17 protein-coding genes are annotated in these 18,774 nt (G+C 64.8%); 8 read left to right on the forward strand and 9 right to left on the reverse strand.

What is annotated here, in order from left to right:
- Nucleotides 1-9: 9 nt before the first annotated feature.
- From NLM25_RS22475 to NLM25_RS22490, 4 genes are all read right to left on the reverse strand, one after another.
- Nucleotides 10-1,431 (reverse strand): OFA family MFS transporter, encoded by a 1,422-nt coding sequence (locus tag NLM25_RS22475; RefSeq protein WP_254138429.1) that lies wholly within the window; start codon nucleotides 1,429-1,431, stop codon nucleotides 10-12.
- A 231-nt stretch (nucleotides 1,432-1,662) separates the two neighbouring features.
- Nucleotides 1,663-2,634 (reverse strand): MBL fold metallo-hydrolase, encoded by a 972-nt coding sequence (locus NLM25_RS22480; RefSeq protein WP_254119125.1) that lies wholly within the window; start codon nucleotides 2,632-2,634, stop codon nucleotides 1,663-1,665.
- A 169-nt stretch (nucleotides 2,635-2,803) separates the two neighbouring features.
- Entirely contained in the window at nucleotides 2,804-3,286 is a 483-nt protein-coding gene (locus NLM25_RS22485; RefSeq protein WP_254138430.1) for a VOC family protein, read from the reverse strand.
- A gap of 108 nt (nucleotides 3,287-3,394) precedes the next feature.
- Nucleotides 3,395-4,060 carry a GntR family transcriptional regulator gene (locus tag NLM25_RS22490; RefSeq protein WP_254138431.1) on the reverse strand — a complete coding sequence of 222 codons (666 nt, stop codon included), beginning with the start codon at nucleotides 4,058-4,060 and terminating at the stop codon, nucleotides 3,395-3,397.
- 117 nt (nucleotides 4,061-4,177) lie between these two features.
- On the opposite strand from NLM25_RS22490, the gene NLM25_RS22495 reads away from it, so the two are divergent.
- The 6 genes from NLM25_RS22495 to NLM25_RS22520 all read left to right on the forward strand — a co-directional run bounded on the left by NLM25_RS22495 (nucleotide 4,178) and on the right by NLM25_RS22520 (nucleotide 10,483).
- Nucleotides 4,178-4,972, forward strand: coding sequence for an enoyl-CoA hydratase/isomerase family protein (locus NLM25_RS22495; protein WP_254138432.1), 795 nt, complete (start codon nucleotides 4,178-4,180; stop codon nucleotides 4,970-4,972).
- Nucleotides 4,973-4,981: 9 nt separating this feature from the next.
- A complete protein-coding gene (locus tag NLM25_RS22500; RefSeq protein WP_254138433.1) occupies nucleotides 4,982-6,241 on the forward strand; it encodes a CaiB/BaiF CoA-transferase family protein in 1,260 nt (419 codons plus the stop codon).
- A gap of 55 nt (nucleotides 6,242-6,296) precedes the next feature.
- Nucleotides 6,297-7,289, forward strand: a complete 993-nt coding sequence (locus tag NLM25_RS22505) for a tripartite tricarboxylate transporter substrate binding protein (RefSeq protein ID WP_254138434.1) — start codon at nucleotides 6,297-6,299, stop codon at nucleotides 7,287-7,289.
- Nucleotides 7,290-7,440: 151 nt separating this feature from the next.
- The gene (locus tag NLM25_RS22510; protein ID WP_254138435.1) at nucleotides 7,441-7,923 is read left to right on the forward strand and encodes a tripartite tricarboxylate transporter TctB family protein; all 483 of its coding nucleotides are present in this window, start codon (nucleotides 7,441-7,443) and stop codon (nucleotides 7,921-7,923) included.
- An 11-nt stretch (nucleotides 7,924-7,934) separates the two neighbouring features.
- Nucleotides 7,935-9,485 (forward strand): tripartite tricarboxylate transporter permease, encoded by a 1,551-nt coding sequence (locus tag NLM25_RS22515; RefSeq protein WP_254138436.1) that lies wholly within the window; start codon nucleotides 7,935-7,937, stop codon nucleotides 9,483-9,485.
- On the forward strand, nucleotides 9,482-10,483 hold the full coding sequence (locus NLM25_RS22520) for a 4-hydroxythreonine-4-phosphate dehydrogenase PdxA (RefSeq protein WP_254138437.1): 1,002 nt from the start codon (nucleotides 9,482-9,484) through the stop codon (nucleotides 10,481-10,483). The genes NLM25_RS22515 and NLM25_RS22520 overlap by 4 nt, the downstream gene beginning before the upstream one ends.
- Before the next feature lie 61 nt (nucleotides 10,484-10,544).
- Here NLM25_RS22520 and cax read toward each other — a convergent pair whose 3' ends face one another.
- From cax to NLM25_RS22540, 4 genes are all read right to left on the reverse strand, one after another.
- On the reverse strand, nucleotides 10,545-11,648 hold the full coding sequence (cax, locus tag NLM25_RS22525) for a calcium/proton exchanger (protein ID WP_254124311.1): 1,104 nt from the start codon (nucleotides 11,646-11,648) through the stop codon (nucleotides 10,545-10,547).
- A gap of 204 nt (nucleotides 11,649-11,852) precedes the next feature.
- The gene (locus NLM25_RS22530) at nucleotides 11,853-12,269 is read right to left on the reverse strand and encodes a cupin domain-containing protein (protein ID WP_254119142.1); all 417 of its coding nucleotides are present in this window, start codon (nucleotides 12,267-12,269) and stop codon (nucleotides 11,853-11,855) included.
- A gap of 50 nt (nucleotides 12,270-12,319) precedes the next feature.
- Nucleotides 12,320-13,063 carry an SDR family oxidoreductase gene (locus NLM25_RS22535; RefSeq protein WP_254138438.1) on the reverse strand — a complete coding sequence of 248 codons (744 nt, stop codon included), beginning with the start codon at nucleotides 13,061-13,063 and terminating at the stop codon, nucleotides 12,320-12,322.
- A gap of 285 nt (nucleotides 13,064-13,348) precedes the next feature.
- On the reverse strand, nucleotides 13,349-14,638 hold the full coding sequence (locus NLM25_RS22540; RefSeq protein ID WP_254119145.1) for an adenylate/guanylate cyclase domain-containing protein: 1,290 nt from the start codon (nucleotides 14,636-14,638) through the stop codon (nucleotides 13,349-13,351).
- A gap of 252 nt (nucleotides 14,639-14,890) precedes the next feature.
- On the opposite strand from NLM25_RS22540, the gene NLM25_RS22545 reads away from it, so the two are divergent.
- Nucleotides 14,891-15,385 carry a cupin domain-containing protein gene (locus NLM25_RS22545; protein ID WP_254138439.1) on the forward strand — a complete coding sequence of 165 codons (495 nt, stop codon included), beginning with the start codon at nucleotides 14,891-14,893 and terminating at the stop codon, nucleotides 15,383-15,385.
- Nucleotides 15,386-15,566: 181 nt separating this feature from the next.
- Here the strand turns inward: NLM25_RS22545 and NLM25_RS22550 are convergent, their stop codons facing one another.
- Nucleotides 15,567-16,643: a methyl-accepting chemotaxis protein gene (locus NLM25_RS22550; RefSeq protein ID WP_254138440.1), complete on the reverse strand. Its 1,077-nt coding sequence runs from the start codon at nucleotides 16,641-16,643 to the stop codon at nucleotides 15,567-15,569.
- A 283-nt stretch (nucleotides 16,644-16,926) separates the two neighbouring features.
- On the opposite strand from NLM25_RS22550, the gene recJ reads away from it, so the two are divergent.
- Nucleotides 16,927-18,768 (forward strand): single-stranded-DNA-specific exonuclease RecJ, encoded by a 1,842-nt coding sequence (recJ, locus tag NLM25_RS22555; protein WP_254138441.1) that lies wholly within the window; start codon nucleotides 16,927-16,929, stop codon nucleotides 18,766-18,768.
- Nucleotides 18,769-18,774 lie beyond the last annotated feature (6 nt).

Raw genomic sequence — 18,774 nt, forward strand, 5'->3', positions numbered from 1 at the left:
GTCCGAACGTCAGGCAGCACGCGCCGGCTCGAGACCTGAATTGTCCTCGTCCTGCATGTGATGACGTTTGTCGACGGCACGGACGCAGAGGTTGGCGAGGAAGCCGACCACGAGCAGTCCGGCCATGATGTACATGGTGGTGTTGTAGGCCTGCGCCTTCGGCACGCCGTGCGTGACGTTGTATTCCCTGATGTAGTTGATCAGCACGGGACCGGCGATGCCGGCCATCGACCACGCCGTGAGCAGGATGCCGTGGATCGCGCCGACATAGCGGGTGCCGAACATGTCGCGCAGATAGGCCGGCACGGTGGAGAAGCCGCCGCCATACATGCTGACGATGATCAGGAAGCACAGCACGAAGAGCACGACATTACCGTTCGCGCCGGCGTAAGGCACCGTCACGTAAAGCGCGATGCCGAGCACCATGTAGACGAAATAGGTGTTCTTGCGTCCGATGAAGTCGGACAGCGAAGCCCAGCTGAAGCGTCCACCCATGTTGAACAGGCTCATCAGGCCGACGAGACCGGCGGCCGCGATCGCGGTGATGTGGCCGGGGAACATCTCCTGGCTCATCGCCGAAGCCTGGCCGAGCACGCCGATGCCGGCGGTGGTGTTGCAGAACAGCACGATCCAGATCAGCCAGAACTGCGGCGTCTTGATCGCCTGATAGACGAACACGTCGTTCTTCGTCATCAGCTTGGTGGCCGTTGCCGGCGCCACATAGCCCTCCGGCTTCCAGCCCGGCGCCGGCACGCGGACGATGGCCGAGCCCACCATCATGAAGACGAAATAGACACAGCCCAGCGTGATGAAGGCGCCGAGCACTCCGACATCGCTCGTGCCTGCAAATTTGCTCATCAGCCAGACGGAGAAGGGGGAGGCGATCAGCGCACCGCCGCCAAAGCCCATGATGGCCATGCCGGTCGCCATGCCCGGCCGGTCGGGAAACCATTTCATCAGCGTCGAGACCGGCGAGATATAGCCGATGCCGAGCGCGCAGCCGCCGATCACGCCGTAGCCGAGATAGATGATCCAGAGATTGTGCAGGTAAACGCCGAGCGCCGAGATCAGGAACGCGCTCGCCCAGGCGATGCCGGCGGTGAACATCGCCTTGCGCGGGCCGCCTTCCTCGACCCAGCGTCCGAACACCGCGGCCGACAGGCCCAGGAAGACCATTGCGATCGAGAAGATCCAGCCGAGCTCGGTGAGCTTCCAGTCGCCGGGCGCCGATTGCGTGATGCCGATCAGCTTGGTCATCGGCAGGTTGAAGACGCTGAAGGCGTAGGCCTGTCCGATGCACAGATGGACGCAGAGCGCCGCGGGCGGCACCATCCATCGGCTGTAGCCTGGCCTTGCGATCGTGTGCTCGCGATCGAGGAAGGGCAGCAGCGAACGTGCAGGCAGTCCCGATGCGTCGAGCGTCGTCGTCATCCCAATCCTCCCCAGCATCGCCATTTTGGCGGCGGCCTTTTCGGGCAGCCGGCGATCGCGCGTAATCAGGCTACGCAGGAGAACGGTTTTGACAAACGAATAATATGAGTTGTTACAATCGGATTGTTAGATATTAGAAAAAACAGAAATCGGTGCGCGTGTTTCTCGATCGGCGAAGGGACCGAGCGACTCGCGCCGCCCGGGCCCGCTCTCGCGAACGACCTTGACGGTCTACAACGTCATCTGCATCGGTTCGGGATAGTAATGGAAACCCTCACCGGCCTTGGCGACATGGCCGTAGCCCGGCCAGGCGAAGTGATAGGACATCACCGGCGTCTTGTTGGCCGCAAGCATCGTGAGCAGTTTCACGCGCGACTCGGCCGCCTGTTTCGGGTCGGTGTCGTAGGAGAATTCCATCCGCGGCCGTTCCAGCAGCAGCACGGAATGGTGCGAGAGGTCGCCGAGGAAGGCAAAGGATTTGCCAGCCGACGAGACCAGGAAGATGGTGTGGCCGACGGTATGACCGGGCGCTGCGATCGCCTGCACGCCGGGCAGGAATTCCTGGCCGTCCTTGAAGAACACGATGCGGTCGCGGACCGGCAGCAGGTTCTTGCGGGCGTGAACCACGAAATCCTTGGCGGCGCTGCCGAGCTTGCCTTCATCGGTCCAGAAGTCGAAATCGGTCTGGGAGATGTAGATCTGCGCGTTCGGAAACAGCGGCTTGCCGCCGTCGTCCACGATGCCCCCGATGTGGTCGATATGGGCATGCGAGCAGACCACGGCATCGATGTCCGCCGGCTTGATGCCGGCCTCGGTCATGCTCTTCTGCTGCCGGCCGGTTGTCGCGCCGAACATCTTGGAGCTGCCCATGCCGGTATCGAACAGGATGAGCTTGTCGCCCGTATTCACGATCGGCGAGTTCTGCTCGAGCACGACATTGTCCGGCGACAGGAAATTGTCGGCGAGCATCTTCTTCACGTCTTCCTTGGGGACGCCGGTGAAAGTGCCGGAGGGATCGCCGAGCGGCAGCGGTCCGTCGGACACGATGGTGACTTCGGCGTCGCCGAGAACGAAGCGGTGCCAGTAGGGGGTCTGGGTACCAAGCTTGGGAGCGCGCGCCATCGCGCTGCTGCCGAGCATTGCGCTGGCGCCAAGGCCTGCGCCAAGTGTGAGCAGGGATCGACGTGAGACATTGAGTGTCATTCGTTTCCTCCACTTTTTCTTTTTTGGTTGCGCGATCGTGTCGCGCGTCATGGTCGGCCCGAGGCCAGCAACGGGATGCTGGGGGCGCTGCGGCAATGCAATCAATGATTGTGTCGCGATTGTGTCTGCTGGGCGCGCGATGCGGCAGGACGGCACGAATCTTTTTAACTCACGATGGCGCGCGCGTACCCAGGCGTTCGACGAAGCGTATCAGGTAGCCGTCCGGATCCTGGACCAGGAATTCACGCTGGCCGCACTCAAGGTCGCCGACCCGGTACCAGGCTTCGTTCGGCTGCTCGTAGAGCGGCCATTTCGCATGGCCGAGGGCGTTCAGCATGGGATCGATGCGGTCGACGACCATCTGGAAGTTGACGCCGCGTCCGAACGGACGCTGCATCTCGGCCGTCTCCCAGCGGCCGTTCAATTCGCAGAGCATGACCTGCAGACGCCCCCTGACGAGATACGCAAATCGCGCATCGGGGCGGTCATACGCGACCTCGAAGCCGAGCACGTCGCGCCAGAACGACAGGCTGGCTTGAATGCTGGAAACGCCGAGTTCGGGAACGAGATCGGCAAAGCCGCCTTGCGGCGCGCTTCCGGTGCTGTCGGAGGTCGCCCGCGCGACAGGGTCTGAGGGCAGCGGTTTGTTCATTGCGGCCTCGTGATCTTATCATCGATCTTCGAGGCCGTTATTGCAGCGAAGCGGCGCGAAGGCCAGAAGCGGCATGGGTCGAACGCATGCGCGCCGGGCAATCGCCTCTCAGGCGATCCGTAGCGCGAGGTCGTGTCCTTCCGTTTCGGCAAAGCCCGCCTGCAGGACCTCTTCGCGCTTGTGGCGGAGATGCGCACGCAGGATGTGGGAGAGGCCGGCGCCGTCGCGCCGCTGGAGCGCGTTCAGGATCGCCTCGTGCTCCTTCACGGCGAGCGCCCAGCGCTGCGGCGTCATCGGCGTGACATAGCGCGCGCGGCGGATGCGCGCGGTCACGGAGGCGTAGAGCCCGGCCAGCGCGGGGTTTCCGGCGGCGGTGACGATGGCTTCGTGGATGGCGCGGTTGCCGCGGTAGTACTGGATCAGGTCGCCCTCGCGATAATGCTGCACCATGTCCGCATGCGCGGCGGCGATCGCATCGATCTCGGCGTCGGTGATGCGTTCGCAGGCGAGCTCGCCGGCGAGCGCCTCGAGACCCTGGCAGACCTCGAACAGGTCGCGCATGTCCTTGTCGGTCAGTTTTGCCGCGCGTGAGCCGCGATGAGGCAGGAGCTGCACCAGCCCCTCGGCGGCGAGCACCTTGAGCGCCTCGCGCAGCGGCGTGCGCGAGATCTGGAGCCGATCGCACAGCTCGCGCTCGGGAATTCGCGCGCCCGGCGGGATTTCGCCGTCGAGCAGGATGGTGCGGATGCGGCCGACGACCTCCTCATGAAGCATGGGATCAATCTCTATTTTGCATTCAAAAAAGAAGAAATAGGTACATCGACGGAAATTATAGCTTGAATATCTGAATTTTTGCATTCAAAAATGCAGAAAACAAGAGGACATGAGGAAATGGACCAGGCCATGGAGGCGGAAGACCTCGTTTTTGAATGCAATGACGGCATCGGGCGGATCACTTTCAACCGCCCGCAGGCCCGCAATGCCTTCACGTTCGCCATGTACGAGCGGCTCGCGGCAATCTGCGAAGAGGCCAATGGCGATCGTTCCATCAAGGTCCTGGTGCTGCGCGGCGCCGGCGACAAGGCGTTCGCCTCGGGCACCGACATCAACCAGTTCCGCGAATTCAAGACGCCGCAGGACGCCATCGACTACGAGAACCGGATCGATCGCGTGCTCACGACGCTGGAGCAGTGCCGGGTGCCGACCATCGCGGCGATCAACGGGTTCTGCACCGGCGGCGGGGCGGGCATCGCCGCGGCCTGCGATCTGCGCATCGGCACCCAAAGCGCGAAAATCGGATTCCCGATCGCCCGGACGCTCGGCAATTGCCTGTCGATGTCCAATGTCAGCCGGCTCACCGCGCTCATTGGCGCCGCGCGCGTCAAGGACCTGATCTTCACCGCGCGTCTCATCGATGCGGCGGAGGCCGCAAGCGTCGGGCTGCTCGGCGAGGTCGTCGAGGATCTTGCGGCGCTTGACCGGCGCGCTGAGGAGGTCGCCCGGCTGCTCGCCGGCCACGCTCCGCTGACCCTGACCGCGACCAAGCAAGCGATGGCCCGCCTGCAACGGCGGCTGACGCGGGACGAGGGGGAAGACCTCATCCTGATGTGCTACACGAGCCAGGATTTTCGCGAAGGGCTCGATGCTTTCCTCAACAAGCGCGCGCCGCAATGGCGCGGCCAATAGGACGGGCCGATGCAAAGCGATCGTTTCCAATCCAGGTCCCCCCGCAAGGGTCCGCTCGCCGGCCTCAAGGTCGTCGATCTCACCCACGTCATGGCCGGCCCGACCTGCACCCTGATGCTCGCCGACATGGGCGCCGACGTCATCAAGATCGAGAAATCGCCGAACGGCGACGACACCCGTCACTCGGTGCCGCCGAAGATCGGCGAGGAGGCGGCGTCCTTCCTGATGATGAACCGCAACAAGCGCGGCATCGTGCTGGATCTGAAGACCGACGGCGGCAAACAGGTGCTGCGGCGGCTGATCGCTAACGCCGACGTGCTGGTCGAGAATTTTGCGCCAGGGGCCATGGAACGCCTGGGCTTCGGCTACGAGGAGCTGCACAAGCAGCACCCAACGCTGATCTACTGCTCGCTGTCGGGCTTCGGCCGGACCGGTCCCTACAAGCATCGCCGCGGCTTCGATCTGGTCGCGCAGGCCATGAGCGGCATCATGAGTTTTACGGGCGAACGTCCCGATGGTCCGCCGGTCAAGTGCGGTCCACCGCTGTCCGACATCACCGCCGGCCTGCTCGCGAGCATGGGTATCCTCGCCGCCTATACGCACCGTCTCAAGACCGGCGAGGGGCAGTGGGTCGAGACGTCGCTCTATGAGGCGGCGCTGGTGCAGACCTATTGGCAGTCCACCATCGCGCTGGCCGCGGGCACCGCGCCGCGCGCGATGGGCTCGGCCCATCCGCTCAACGCGCCCTATCAGGCCTTTGAAGCCTCCGACGGCTGGCTCGTGGTCGGCGGCGCCAACAAGAAGCACTGGCTGTTGATGCTGGAAGCGCTCGGCGCGAGCGAGCTCGCCGCCGATCCGCGCTTCGTCACCGGGGCCGACCGCATGGCGCATCTGAAGGAACTCGAAGCGGTCCTGAGCGAGCGCTTCCGCACCCGGTCGCGCGCGCACTGGCTCGCGGCGCTGGACGAGAAGGGCGTGCCGTGCGGACCCGTGCACGACATGCTGGAGGCCCTGAGCGATCCGCAGACACTGGCGCGCGAGATGGTCGTCGAGGTCGAGCATTCCACGCTCGGCGCCGTGAAGACGATCGGGCTTCCCGTCAAGTTTTCGGAGACCCCAGGCAAAGTGCTGTCAGGCGCGCCGGTCTACGGTGAGCACACCAGCGAGGTGCTGGCCGAGCACGGGTTCGACCAGAAGCAGATCGAAGCGCTCGAGAAAGAAGGCGCGATCGTCCTGGCATCAGGGAGGCGCGAGGAACGCGTCGCCTGACCGGACGTCGATACGACCAACAAGAACAACAGAACAAGATCATCTGGAGGAAATCATGGGTCGGACGTCAATATTCCTGCTTTCCGCGGCCGCTTCCGTGCTCGCCGGCACGGTTCCAGCACTCAGCGCCTGGCAGCCACAGAAGCCGATCGAGTTCGTGGCGACCGCGGGACCGGGCGGCGGCACCGACAACCTCGCCCGCGCCGTGCAGAACATCATCACCAAGCACAAGCTGACGGAACAGCCGATCGTTGTCGTCAACAAGGGCGGCGGCAGCGGCGCCGAGGGCTATGTCTACGGCAAGGCCTCCGCGGGCGATCCCTACAAGGTGATCTTCGGCACGTCGAACGCCTGGCAGCAGCCGCTCGTCTCCAAGGTCGCCTTCAACTACACCGATCTCACCCCGATCGCAGCGATGGCGCAGGACGAGTTCCTGCTCTGGGTCAAGCAGGACTCTCCTTTCAAGACGGCGGGAGACTATCTGAAGGCGGCCGCAGCGGGCGAATTCAAGATGGGCGGCGCGCAGTCCAAGGACACCGACGAGGTGCTGACGCGCATGATCGAGAAGGCGGGCAGGGTCAAGCTGACCTACATCCCCTTCAAGAGCGGCGCGGAGACCGCGGTGCAGCTCGCCGGCGGACACCTCGATTCCCACGTCAACAATCCCAGCGAAAGCCTCGGGCAATGGCGCGGCGGAACGCAGCGGCCGCTTTGCGTTTTCAGCCCCAAGCGGCTGGCGCAGGGCGCCAAGGTCACGGCGACCGAAGGCTGGGGCGACGTTCCGACCTGCGTCGAGCAAGGGCTCGACATCAAGCAATACGAGCAGCCGCGCACGGTGTGGCTGCCCGGCAAGGTCACCCCGGACCAGGCGGCGTTCTATGTCGACCTGATGAAGAAGGTGCAGGCGACGCCGGAGTGGAAGGACTACATCGAGAAGACGTCCCAGGTCGACACGTTCCTGACCGGCGCCGAGTTCGACAAGTTCATCAAGGAAGACCTCGAGCACGTCCGGCAGGTCGCGGGCGAGCAGGGCTGGCTGGTCAAATGAGGCGGGGCGCCAGCTTGGATATGCGCCGGGCTTGTCCACGAACTCCGCTGTCGTCCCTGCCTGGTGCGCAATTGCGCACGAGGCAGCGACGACGCCGGTTTCTGGGCAAGGACACGTGCGCCATAACTGCGACGCCAGAGCGGAGCTCCCCATGATATCGCGCCGCGCGCTTGAACTTGCGACCGCCGTCCTCACCGGCAGCTTTGGTGTGGTCGTCGTCGTCTCCAGCCTCGACAACGGCATCGGCTGGTCGAGCAACGGCGTCGATGCCGGCACCTTTCCGTTCCTGACCGGAATCATCATCGTGCTCGGGAGCCTCGCCAATCTGGTGCGGGGCGTGTTGCCGGCCGCGACGCTGGCAAATGTTCCGATCGCGATCACGCCGATCGAGCTGCGCCGGCTTGCCGGCCTGTTCGTGCCGGCTGCGATCTTCGTCGCCGCGATCCCGCTGCTGGGGATGTATCTCGCCTCGGCCCTCTATGTCTTCGCGGTGCTGGCGATCCCCCGGCATCAATCCGTGCCGCGTGCGCTGGCGATGGCTGCTGCGACGGCGCTCGCGCTCTACGTCGTGTTCGAGCGCATGTTCCAGGTGAGCCTGCCGCATGGTGCGCTGGCCGCAGCCTTCGGCTTCTGACGGAGAGGTCGATGGATAATCTCCAGGAGCTCCTGCACGGCTTCACCATCGCGGTCACGGTGCCGCATCTGGCCCTGATGGCAGTTGGCGTGCTGCTCGGGATCCTCGTCGGCGTGCTGCCGGGGCTGGGCGCGCCGAACGGGGTGTCGCTGCTGCTGCCGCTGACCTTCGGCATGCAGCCGGTGTCGGCGATCATCCTGCTCTCCAGCATGTATTGGGGCGCGCTGTTCGGCGGCTCGGTCACCTCGATCCTGTTCAACATTCCCGGCGAGCCGTCGTCCGTCGCGACCACCTTCGATGGCTATCCGATGGCGCGCGACGGCCGGCCGACGACGGCGCTCGCCACCGCCTTCGGCTCGGCAGCGTTCGGCGCGCTGGTCGGCGTCATCCTGATCACCTTCCTCGCGTCCTGGGTGGCTCAGGTCGCTCTCGCCTTCGGGCCGGCGGAATATTTTGCGGTCTATTTCCTGGCCTTTGCGAGCTTCGTCGGCATGGGTGGCTCGGCGCCGATCAAGACCGTCGTGGCGCTGGCCATCGGCTTTGCGATCGCCGCCATCGGCATCGACACGGTGTCCGGCAGCGTCCGTCTCACCATGGGTATCGACGAGCTGGTCAAGGGCGTGAACTTCGTCGTCGCGGTGATGGGCCTGTTCGGCATCGGCGAGCTCCTGGTCGCGGTCGAGGAGGAGTTTCACGCCCGCGCGGTGTCCTCGAAGATCGACTGGCGCGAAGTGTTCCGCGCGGTGGGCCGCCTGCCGCGGCACAGCGTTGCGCTGCTGCGCAGCGCGGCGATCGGATGCTGGATGGGGATCACACCGGGCGGTCCGACCGCGGCCTCCTTCATGAGCTATGGCATCGCCCGCCGTTTCTCGCGCCGCGGCCGATATTTCGGCACCGGCGAGGTCGAAGGCATCATCTCGCCGGAGACGGCCGATCATGCCGCCGGCACCAGTGCCCTGCTGCCGATGCTCTCGCTCGGCATTCCCGGCTCGGCGACCGCGGCCGTGATGATGGGCGGGCTGATGATCTGGGGCCTCAATCCCGGGCCGATGCTGTTCGTCGACCAAAAGGATTTCGTGTGGGGCCTGATTGCCTCGATGTATGTCGGCAATATCGTCGCCGTCGCGCTGGTGCTGCTGACCGTTCCGGTCTTCGCAGCATTGATGCGGATTCCTTTCGTCGTCATCGCGCCGCTGATCGTGATCATCTGCGTCGTCGGCGCCTATTCGGTGTCGAACTCCTATCTCGACGTAGTCATGATGCTCGGCTTCGGGATCGTCGGGTATCTCTTCAAGAAGCTGTTTTATCCGCTGGCGCCGCTCGTGCTCGCGATAGTCATCGGCGACAAGGCCGAGGATGCGTTCCGGCAGTCGATGCTGATCTCCAAGGGATCGCTGGGGATCTTCTTTGCGAACAAGCTGGTGACGTGCCTGGTGCTCGGCGGAATCGCGCTGTTGCTGCTTCCGCTCGTGCTGCAGCTTGCGCGCGGGCTGCGCAAGCCCGCGCCGTCCACCGATGAGACGACAACCCAAGAGACAACTCGGCAGAAGGTGATCATATGACCGCAAAGCCGCTCATTGCACTGGCAATGGGAGACCCCGCCGGCATCAGCCCGGAGCTGACGGCGAAGCTCGTGGCGCTGGACGAGGTCCGTGCCCGCAGCCGGATCGTCGTGATCGGCGACCGCCGCATCTTCGACGAGGGCGCGCGCGTCGCCGGCGTCAAGCCGGACCTCGCCATGGTGGAGCAGGGCGCCGACCTTCGGGCGGCGAAGGAAGAGACGTTGTTCATCGATCTTGGTCATCTCGACCCCAAGGAGGTCGAGCCGAAGACCGCGACCCTTGCCGGCGGAAAGTTCGCGCTGGCCAATTACCGGCACGCACTCGAGCTCGGCCGCGACGGCCGCGTCGACGCCGTCTGTTTCACGCCCTTCAACAAGCAGGCGATGCGGCTGGCCCGCGCTGAGTATGACGACGAGATCGCATTCTCGGCGGAAGTCGTCGGGCTCAAGACACCGGCAAGTGAGTTCAACGTGCTCGACCGGCTCTGGAACGCACGGGTCACCTCGCACATTCCGCTGAAGGATGTCGCAGCAAAGCTGTCGAGCGAGCGTATCAAGCGCGCGCTTGAGCTGACAGATGCCTGCATGCGCAACGCCGGCTTTGCGCGGCCGCGCATCGCGGTCGCCGGATTGAACCCACACGCCGGCGACGGCGGTAATTTCGGCCGCGAAGAGATCGACATCATTGCGCCAGTTGTCGCAGCCGGCCAGGGTGAGGGGATCGCCGCGGAGGGGCCGTTTCCCGCCGACACCGTGTTCCTGCGCGCCAAGGGCGGCGCCTTCGATGCGGTGCTGACGATGTATCATGATCAGGGGCAGATCGCGATGAAGCTGATGGGCTTCGATCGCGGCGTGACCCTGCTCGGCGGCTTTCCATTCCCGATCTGCACGCCCGCCCACGGCACCGCCTACGACATCGCGGGGCAGGGCGTCGCCTCGATCGGTGCGAGCCGGGCCGCGCTGCTGCTCGCGGCGGAGATGGCGGCTCAACGACGCTGACATATTGCCGCCGGTGTGAATTCTGGACGCGTCGCCGGATCTCGCTATCGCGCTGCGCGATCTAGACCGGGCCGTGCGAGCCCGGCGGGATCATGTAGAGGGTCATCGCGAAAATCGCGTAGATGAAAAGCAGGAGGGCGCCGATAAACCACGCCGATCGGCCGCTGTTGGTGACGAAGCATGTCACCACGGTCGCAATCATCACCATCGTCACCGCACCACGCCAGAACTGCAGATCCATGGGGTGCGGTCCGACGAGGTAGCTCAGCAGCACGAGGACGGGTGCAACGAACAGGGCAATCTGGGACGCACTTCCAAGCGCGATACTGACGCTCAGGTCGAGCCGGTTGCGACGTGCCGCGGAGAACGCCACCGCCATTTCGGCCGCTGCGCCGACCAACGCGACGACGACGAAGCCGACAAAGGCCGGGCTCATGCCCAGCGTCTCGGCGGCCTTTTGCACCGATTCCACGAAAATCTCGCTCACGAGTGCAACGAGCACGGTCACGACGAGCAGGGTTGGAATGGCTATCCCGATGGGCAGCACCGGCCCGGGCGTTTCGCCGTGATCGCTGCTGGCGAACAGCTCCTTGTGCGTCTTCAGTGAGAACAGCAGGCTGAGGCCGTAGGCCGCAATCAACAGGATCGCCAGGGCGGCGCTCAATCGTTGCACCGCGGTTTCCTTGCCGGCGAAGTCGAGGTCTGCGATGGCGGAGGGCGAGAGCAGGGCGATGGTCGCCATCAGCAGCAGTGCGGAATAGAGCCGGCCACCCGCCCGGTTGTACTCCTGTGTCGGATATCGGAGCCCGCCCAGCAGCAGGCATGCGCCGAGCATGAACAGCGAGTTGGTGACGATGGCGCCCGCGATTGAGGCCTTCACCAGCATGTATTCACCGGCCTGGAGGGCGGCGATCGCGATGATGAGCTCGGTCAAATTTCCAAGCGTCGCATTCAGAAGTCCGCCGACCGCATCCCCTGTCTTCTCGGCGATGGCCTCCGTTGCATGGCTGAGCAGGCTTGCCAGCGGAATGATGGCAATGACGGCCAGCACGAACAGCAGCGTGTGGGCGTGCGGCATCATCCGCTCGAGCGCGATCACCAGCGGCACGAAGACCAGAAGCCAGAGCAAGGGGGTGTGCCGGATTTCCTTGAGCAGTAGATTCATGCGCCGTCCCCTGCGAGAGCGCATCGAAGCTGCCGTGACGGCCGGGAATGAAGGTTGATCTAGCTCAACGGTTCTTTCCGGCCGGAGATGACGGCCGGGCCTTGGCCAAGCCCGGCGGACAGGCTGCCGATAGCCGGGCGGCACACGTGCCGTCCTGCCCTGATTTGGCAGTTCGTCGCGTCATCTGCGAGGCAATTGCGTCTGCTACTTCGCGATCGGCGTGACCAGGTCCTTGTCGGCCGTATCGACCACGAAGACGGCCAGCAGTTTCGCGGGCTCGGTGTCGCTGGCGTTGGCGCTGACAGAATGGCGGTCGCCGGGGCGTTCGAAGAAGTTCTCTCCCTTGTGATAGACCTTGGCGGGCTCGTCATTGACCTGACTGCGGATCGCTCCTTCCAGGATGGTCGCATAGATGAAGGCGGAGCGCGGGTGCATGTGGGCCGGCGAGGAGCCGCCGGGGCCATACTCGACCAGCACGCCCTTCATGCTCTTGCCCGGGACATTCGGCAGCGGCTGGTCGAACACGATCGACACTTTTGCCTGTGGTGCTGCCGGCTCGGCTGCATGGGCCGTCAGGACAGATGCGGTACAGACCGCAATTGCGATCATCAATCTGCGCATGGGATTTCCTTCATTGCCGTGGCCTTGGTGATGCGGGAGTGCTCCGAGCCTCAGAGGCTCGCGAGCCATGTTGCGAGCGGGATTTTCCCGAGCCGCGCTTCGCCGAGCGGGTTCAGCGACGTGTCGTCGATAGGCGCGCCGTAATAAGGCGCCTTCGGGTCTCCGACCACCGGCCGGGCGTCGCCGGATGCCTTCAGGCGGCGCGCGATGAATTCATTGAAGGGGGCCTTCTCAGGTCCTGCGATGTCGATCGTACCGTTGAGCGGCCGGCCCATTGCGACCTCCGTGAGGCGATCAGCCACGTCTTCGGCGGCGATCGGCTGAAACAGTGCGGAAGGGACGACGACCTTTCCTTCGACCACAGCCGTTTCGGCAATGGCGCCGAGGAATTCGAAGAACTGGGTGGCGCGCACGATCGAATAGGGCACCGAAGAGGATTTGATGATGGTCTCCTGGGCGAGCTTGGCGCGAAAATAGGAGTTGTCGGGCGACCGTTCGGTCCCCACGATCGACAGCGCAACGTGATGCTTCACGGCGGCAGCGGCCTCCGTCGCAACGAGGTTCTTGCTTGAACGCTGGAAGAAATCGAGGACGGCGGGAGGCTCCCAGGACGGCGCGTTGGCAACGTCGACGACGATGTCCGCGCCAGCCAGCGCCGCACCGAGGCCTTCCCCGGTCACGGCGTTCACGCCCGATTTCGGCGAGGCTGCCACGGCCTCATGGCCGTGTTGCTTCAGCTTCGTCACGAGCTTGGATCCGATCAATCCGGTCCCGCCGATCACGACGATCTTCATGGCATGTCTCCTCGGCATGTTGCGAGCGTGGGACAATCAGGGACAAACGGCGCCCGCGCTCTGCTGACGTGAGCCGGGTTTTACAGGAGCAATGGGGCGAGCTCTTGCCTGGAAGCGTTCTGCGTTGCCGAAAAATGCTCAAGATATCGCGTTGCGATGCGACCGGAATCGGTCAGGGGTCATTCCCTTGTGTCTTGAACGTTCGCCTGTCAGGCGAGACCACCGGCCAGACCGGTGGATTGCGCAGTCATGCCCGACGAGTCGAATGGCCAGCGTCCGCACCCGTCAATCGGCGGGCAGTCGCGAGCCGCCGATACGGTGATACTCGGCAAGGAACTGGTCATTCGGCGAATGACCATCACCATCGCGCGAATACTCCGTCTTCAAGCCATTGAGGAAGAACATGTCATGCGTGCGTTCGTGCTTGGCTTCGATCGGGCCGCGCGGCTCCAGCGCGAACAGTCCGTGGACATGGCCGGCTACGGTTTCCGACACGTTGATCCGTCCTGCAACTCCGAACGCCTCCATGAACCATGCGGTGTTGACCGCATCGCCCCAGATGTCGAAAGTCATTCTGCGCAGACCCACGACGCCCGAAATGACGGGGCCGGTGTGAATGCCGATGCGCAGTTGCAGCCCTTGTTCGCCCGCCGCTTCGTATTGCGCCTTGAGGCGATCGAGCCGGGCGCGCATCTCCAGCGCCGCCAGGCAAACGTCGATCGAGTGCCGCCGGTCGGGCGATAGCACCCCGGCCACCGCCATGTAGGCGTCGCCCACGGTTTTGACCTTCTCCAGACCATACCGGGCGCCGATGCCATCCATGGCCGTGAAATACTCATCGAGCAGATTGATGAGGCGGGCCGGCTCGGTCCGTTCTGCCAGCAGTGTAAAGCCCTGGATATCCGCAAAAAGGATGGTCGCCGACCGCGTGTATCTGGGCTGGACTCTGCCGCAACGTTTGAGTTCGTCGGCGATCGGCGCCGGCAGGACATTGTGCAGCAGGGCTTCGGCGCGCGCGCGCTCGGTAGCGGCCTCCAGTCGCGCCTGCTCGAGCTCCCTGATTGTCCGGCCGTACTCAAGCAGCTTGCGGCGGAGCTCCAGTTGCGCCAGCACCTGATGCGACAGCATTCGCAGCGCTTCCGTCTGCTCGAACGAAAGCTGCCGCGGCTCGAAGTCCATCACACAGAGCGTCCCGAGCGCATAGCCTTCATCAGTGATCAGCGGCATACCGCAATAAAATCGGCAAGATGGCGTTAGCGCGACCATCGGACTGTTGTGAAAACGTGGATCCTGCTTCAAATCGGGAATGACGAGCAGCTCCGCGCCGCAGATCGTCGTCGTGCAGACAGCACTCTCGCGTGGTGCGTCGGTGACGTCGACCGGAAGTCCATATCTCGCCTTGAGCCAGCGCCGGTCGTCATCGATGAAACTGATGTACGAGACCGGGCAGCCGCACAGCTGGGCCGCGAGCTCGGCGATTTCGTCGTAAGCGGCTTCAGGCGCGCTGTCGACGATGTCGAGCGCGTGCAGGGCCGCGAGACGTTCTGTTTCGTTTGCAGGCGCCGGTGACGGCATGTTGGTCTCCGCGGAGGAGATCCTGAGACGGGTCGTTCCGCTCACCGATAGCGGGGCGGTGGACCATGCCGTTCATTTGGGAAGGTGCTGGACGCGCGACAAGTGCCGTTCCGGCCGAGACGCGGCCGGTTCCGCCGTCGCGCCAGTCGAGCAAGACAGACCGGTCTTCGTGCTTGGAACGTTATGGCGCAAGGTGAGTTCGTTTTCGCTGGAAGATAGTGCATCGCAACCCGATCATTGGAGGGAACTGCCATGAGCAGCGATGCAACCCGCAATTCGCCGTCATTGAGCGCGCTCTTCCGGGAGCCCGGGGCCGGCCCCACGCTTGACGTGCTCGGCGTGACGCACAGCTACAAGGCCATGGCGAGCGATACCGGCCAACACTCCGTGTGGGAATCGGTCGTGCCGCCGGGCCGTGGTGCGCCGGCGCATACGCACAGCCGCGAGGACGAGGCATTCTATGTGCTGAGCGGCGAGGTGCTCGTCGACGTCGAAGGTGAGAGCAGTCCGTTGCGGCTTGGCACCGGTTCATTCCTCTTTGCGCCACGCAATCGGCGTCACGGCTATCGCAACGTCGGCACGGATACGGCGCGTCTGCTGGTGTTCGCGTTACCGGGCGCCGGCCTCGATCGCATGTTTGCTGCCTTCGACGAGCTTGGAAGGCGCACCGGAGGCGTGCCGTCTGTCCAGGCCGTCGCGACGATTGCCGAGCAACATGGTGTCGTGATCCATCTTCCGGCCGATTGAAACGGTGAAGGCGCCAGAATCAACCGCGCTTTGCGACTGGTGCGCAGTTGCCGTTGTTCTGCCTGACGCGCCAAACGGTTATGTCGCGCGAGCGTGCATCGTGCTCCGTCCCGGAGCTACTTTGCATGGGGTTGTTTTGCAGATTTTTTGTTTGGCCGTGAACCGGACGGCCATTGCCGCCTCACGCCCCGCAGACGATCACCCCGTACCAGCCGAGCCCCCGATAGGTCTCGTAGCCCGGCGTCGCATGGAAGGCGACCAGCGCGCCGGTGCGGTCGTGGTAGAAGCCGGAGCGCTGGCCGTTCAGCGCGATCGAGATGCGCTCGCTGAGGATACCCTGGCCGTCGGAAGCCGCGATGACGCGGAGGTTCGAGTCCACCAGCAGCACGCGCGCCTTGTCACTGTCGCCGACGCGCACGCCTTGCACGATGGCGCGGGCCTGCGCCTCCCAGTCGAAATGGATGGCGAGCACGCCGATCGGTGCGCCGTTGGCCTGACCGCCGGCGCGGACGCTGGCGCAATAGGTCGCGACCTGCGCATTGCCGAGCAGGGGCTGGTTCTCGACGTCGCCGGCGACATAGTCATCGCCGGAGCGCAAGGTTCGCGCTTCGCGAAACCACTTCGTGTGGGCGACGTTCTGGCCGACGACGCGAAAGCGGTCGGCGCGGCCGTTGGCGATGACGTTGCCGTCGAGATCGCAGAGCCAGAGGTCGAGATAGACGGTGTACGCCCCGAGGATCACGCCGAGGCGCTGCGAGGCATAGTTGACCGCAGCCGGGGCAGGCGAGGCCGCGCAATCGACGACCGCGGAATCGGTCGCCCACCAGCGTACGTCGCAGGTGCGCTCATAGAGGTTGCGGTCGATCAGCTCGACCGCGTTCAGCGACAGATCGACCATGCGTTCGCCGCGCGAGCGCTGGCTCATCCGGTCGATCGAGGAGACGAGGTCGCCGGTGCGCTTCGTCAGCTGGGTTTCGAGCTCGCGCGCGATGGTCTCGACCTGCTGGCCGACGCCGCGCACCTCCTGCGCGACCACCGCGAAGCCCGCGCCCTGCGCGCCGGCGCGCGAGCTCTCGATCAGCGCGTTCAGCGCCAGCATCTTCATCTGGTTGGTGATCTGCTGGATCGCCTTGGTCTTGTCGACCGCGATCTGGTTGACCTCCGCGGTCAGGCGATTGATCAGCGCGGAGATGTCGGAATCATCATCAGTGGGTTCGGTGGCGATCGGCTTGGCTTTCAGACCCAGCGCAGCAGACATCGGGGGACTTCCCTTGGCAATGAGGTCTGATCTGCAACGAACCCGGAACAACAAATCACAGATCGAATACGAGTCTTTTTCGAAGATTCCGCCTAACGCCTGCTTAATTTGCTGTTCCGTCGGTTGCCCAAATGATAGTCAGTCCGCGCAGCAAAGCGGCAATCCACCGCTTTGTGCGTCGCGGACATTGCAAATCCCGGGGGATTCCAGGTCAATCGTCATTGTCGGCCGATCGCCGCAACGCCCTGTCCGGCTCCCACGTTCCTCAAGCCAGTTCCGACTCATGACGCCGCCCGCCACCGCCTTGCCCGTCGAAATGCCCCAGGCGTTCCTGGGCGTGGCGCGCTCGCTCACCGACAAGCTCTGGCGCGACCGGCTGGACGCGCGTGGGGCGGCCAAGGCGCTCGCCATCGTGCAGCAGCACCAATTGCCGGAGCTGCTGGCGCGGGTGCTGGCAGGCCGCGGTGTCGATATCGATGCTGTCGCTGACTTCCTCGATCCGACCATCCGCAAGCTCATGCCGGACCCGTTCACCGTGACGGAGATGGAAGCCGCCGCAAGGCGGATCGCGGATGCGGCGGCGAAGGGCGAGAAGGTCGCGATCTTCGGCGACTACGACGTCGACGGCGCCACCTCGGCCGCGCTGCTGGCCTGGCACCTGCGGCATTGCGGACTCGATCCGCTGATCCACATTCCCGATCGCATTTTCGAGGGCTACGGCCCCAACGTCGAGGCCGTTCGCGGGCTGGCGGCAAAGGGCGCGACGCTGCTCGTCACCGTCGATTGCGGCACCACCAGCATCGAGCCGCTCGCGGAAGCCAGGCGCCTTGGCATGTCCGTGGTGGTGATCGATCATCATCAGGCCGGCACGGAGCTGCCGGAGGTCGATGCGCTGGTCAATCCGAACCGGCTCGACGATCTCTCCGGCCTTGGCCATCTCGCCGCGGTCGGTCTCGTGCTGGTGACGCTGGTCGCGGTCAATCGCGAGCTGCGCCAGCGCGGCTTCTGGACCAGCGAGATGCCCGAGCCCGATCTGCTCGGCATGCTGCATCACGTCGCGCTCGGCACGGTCGCGGATGTCGCGCCGCTGATCGGGCTCAACCGCGCTTTCGTCGCAAAAGGCCTGATCGCGATGCGGCGGCGCGACCATGTCGGCCACACCGCGCTGATGGACGTGGCGCGGCTCAACGGTCCGCCGGAGGCCTGGCATCTCGGCTTCATGCTGGGGCCGCGCGTCAATGCCGGCGGCCGCATCGGCCGTGCCGATCTCGGCGTACGCTTGCTGCTCGAAGGCGACAGCGTCGAGGCCGCGCGGATCGCCGCCGAGCTCGATCGCCTCAACAGCGAGCGCCGCGTCATCGAGCAGGCCGCGGAAGCGCAGGCCGAAGCCGAAGCGCTCGCCTCGATCGGGCTGGAGGACAAGCTCGGCGTCATCGTCACGGCCTCCGAAGGCTGGCATCCCGGCGTGGTTGGCCTCGTCGCGTCTCGCCTGAAGGAGAAGTTTTCGCGACCGGCTTTTGCCGTTGCGCTGGAGCCCGGCGGCATCGGCACCGGCTCGGGCCGCTCCATCGCCGGCGTCGACATCGGCAAGGCGGTGCGGCAGGCAGTCGCCGACGGTATCTTGCTCAAGGGCGGCGGCCACGCGATGGCCGCGGGCGTGACGCTGCGGAAAGAGAAGCTCGCCGAGTTTCGCGCCTATCTCGAAAACGCGCTGGGGCAGGACGTCGCCGAGGCGCGCCACGTCAACGAGCTCTACATCGACGGCGCGGTGTCCGCGCGCGCGGTGACGACGGAGCTTGCGGCGACGCTCAACCGCGCCGGTCCTTTCGGCAGCGGCAATCCGGAAGTCGTGCTGGCGCTGCCGGCGCACCAGCTCGTGTATGCCGACGAGGTCGGACAGGCGCATTTGAGGCTGCGTTTCAAGTCTGGCGATGGCTCGATCGTCAACGGCATCGCATTCCGTTCGGTCGGCCAGAAGCTCGGAAATGCGCTGCTCGCCAATCGCGGCCAGCAACTGCATGTCGCGGGATCATTGTCGGTCGACCGCTACCAGGGCGCCGAACGCGTGCAATTCCGCGTCGTCGACGTCGCGCTACCGGACCAGGGGCCATCCGTGATTAGATAACGCAAG

The organism is Bradyrhizobium sp. CCGB01 (assembly GCF_024199795.1).
GTDB lineage: Bacteria > Pseudomonadota > Alphaproteobacteria > Rhizobiales > Xanthobacteraceae > Bradyrhizobium.

What these genes read in the sequence shown, in the direction of transcription:
- NLM25_RS22475 (WP_254138429.1), bottom strand. Translation starts at nt 1,431, where the DNA reads ATGACGACGACGCTCGACGCATCGGGACTGCCTGCACGTTCGCTGCTG.
- NLM25_RS22480 (WP_254119125.1), bottom strand. Translation starts at nt 2,634, where the DNA reads ATGACACTCAATGTCTCACGTCGATCCCTGCTCACACTTGGCGCAGGC.
- NLM25_RS22485 (WP_254138430.1), bottom strand. Translation starts at nt 3,286, where the DNA reads ATGAACAAACCGCTGCCCTCAGACCCTGTCGCGCGGGCGACCTCCGAC.
- NLM25_RS22490 (WP_254138431.1), bottom strand. Translation starts at nt 4,060, where the DNA reads ATGCTTCATGAGGAGGTCGTCGGCCGCATCCGCACCATCCTGCTCGAC.
- NLM25_RS22495 (WP_254138432.1), top strand. Translation starts at nt 4,178, where the DNA reads ATGGACCAGGCCATGGAGGCGGAAGACCTCGTTTTTGAATGCAATGAC.
- NLM25_RS22500 (WP_254138433.1), top strand. Translation starts at nt 4,982, where the DNA reads ATGCAAAGCGATCGTTTCCAATCCAGGTCCCCCCGCAAGGGTCCGCTC.
- NLM25_RS22505 (WP_254138434.1), top strand. Translation starts at nt 6,297, where the DNA reads ATGGGTCGGACGTCAATATTCCTGCTTTCCGCGGCCGCTTCCGTGCTC.
- NLM25_RS22510 (WP_254138435.1), top strand. Translation starts at nt 7,441, where the DNA reads ATGATATCGCGCCGCGCGCTTGAACTTGCGACCGCCGTCCTCACCGGC.
- NLM25_RS22515 (WP_254138436.1), top strand. Translation starts at nt 7,935, where the DNA reads ATGGATAATCTCCAGGAGCTCCTGCACGGCTTCACCATCGCGGTCACG.
- NLM25_RS22520 (WP_254138437.1), top strand. Translation starts at nt 9,482, where the DNA reads ATGACCGCAAAGCCGCTCATTGCACTGGCAATGGGAGACCCCGCCGGC.
- cax (WP_254124311.1), bottom strand. Translation starts at nt 11,648, where the DNA reads ATGAATCTACTGCTCAAGGAAATCCGGCACACCCCCTTGCTCTGGCTT.
- NLM25_RS22530 (WP_254119142.1), bottom strand. Translation starts at nt 12,269, where the DNA reads ATGCGCAGATTGATGATCGCAATTGCGGTCTGTACCGCATCTGTCCTG.
- NLM25_RS22535 (WP_254138438.1), bottom strand. Translation starts at nt 13,063, where the DNA reads ATGAAGATCGTCGTGATCGGCGGGACCGGATTGATCGGATCCAAGCTC.
- NLM25_RS22540 (WP_254119145.1), bottom strand. Translation starts at nt 14,638, where the DNA reads ATGCCGTCACCGGCGCCTGCAAACGAAACAGAACGTCTCGCGGCCCTG.
- NLM25_RS22545 (WP_254138439.1), top strand. Translation starts at nt 14,891, where the DNA reads ATGAGCAGCGATGCAACCCGCAATTCGCCGTCATTGAGCGCGCTCTTC.
- NLM25_RS22550 (WP_254138440.1), bottom strand. Translation starts at nt 16,643, where the DNA reads ATGTCTGCTGCGCTGGGTCTGAAAGCCAAGCCGATCGCCACCGAACCC.
- recJ (WP_254138441.1), top strand. Translation starts at nt 16,927, where the DNA reads ATGACGCCGCCCGCCACCGCCTTGCCCGTCGAAATGCCCCAGGCGTTC.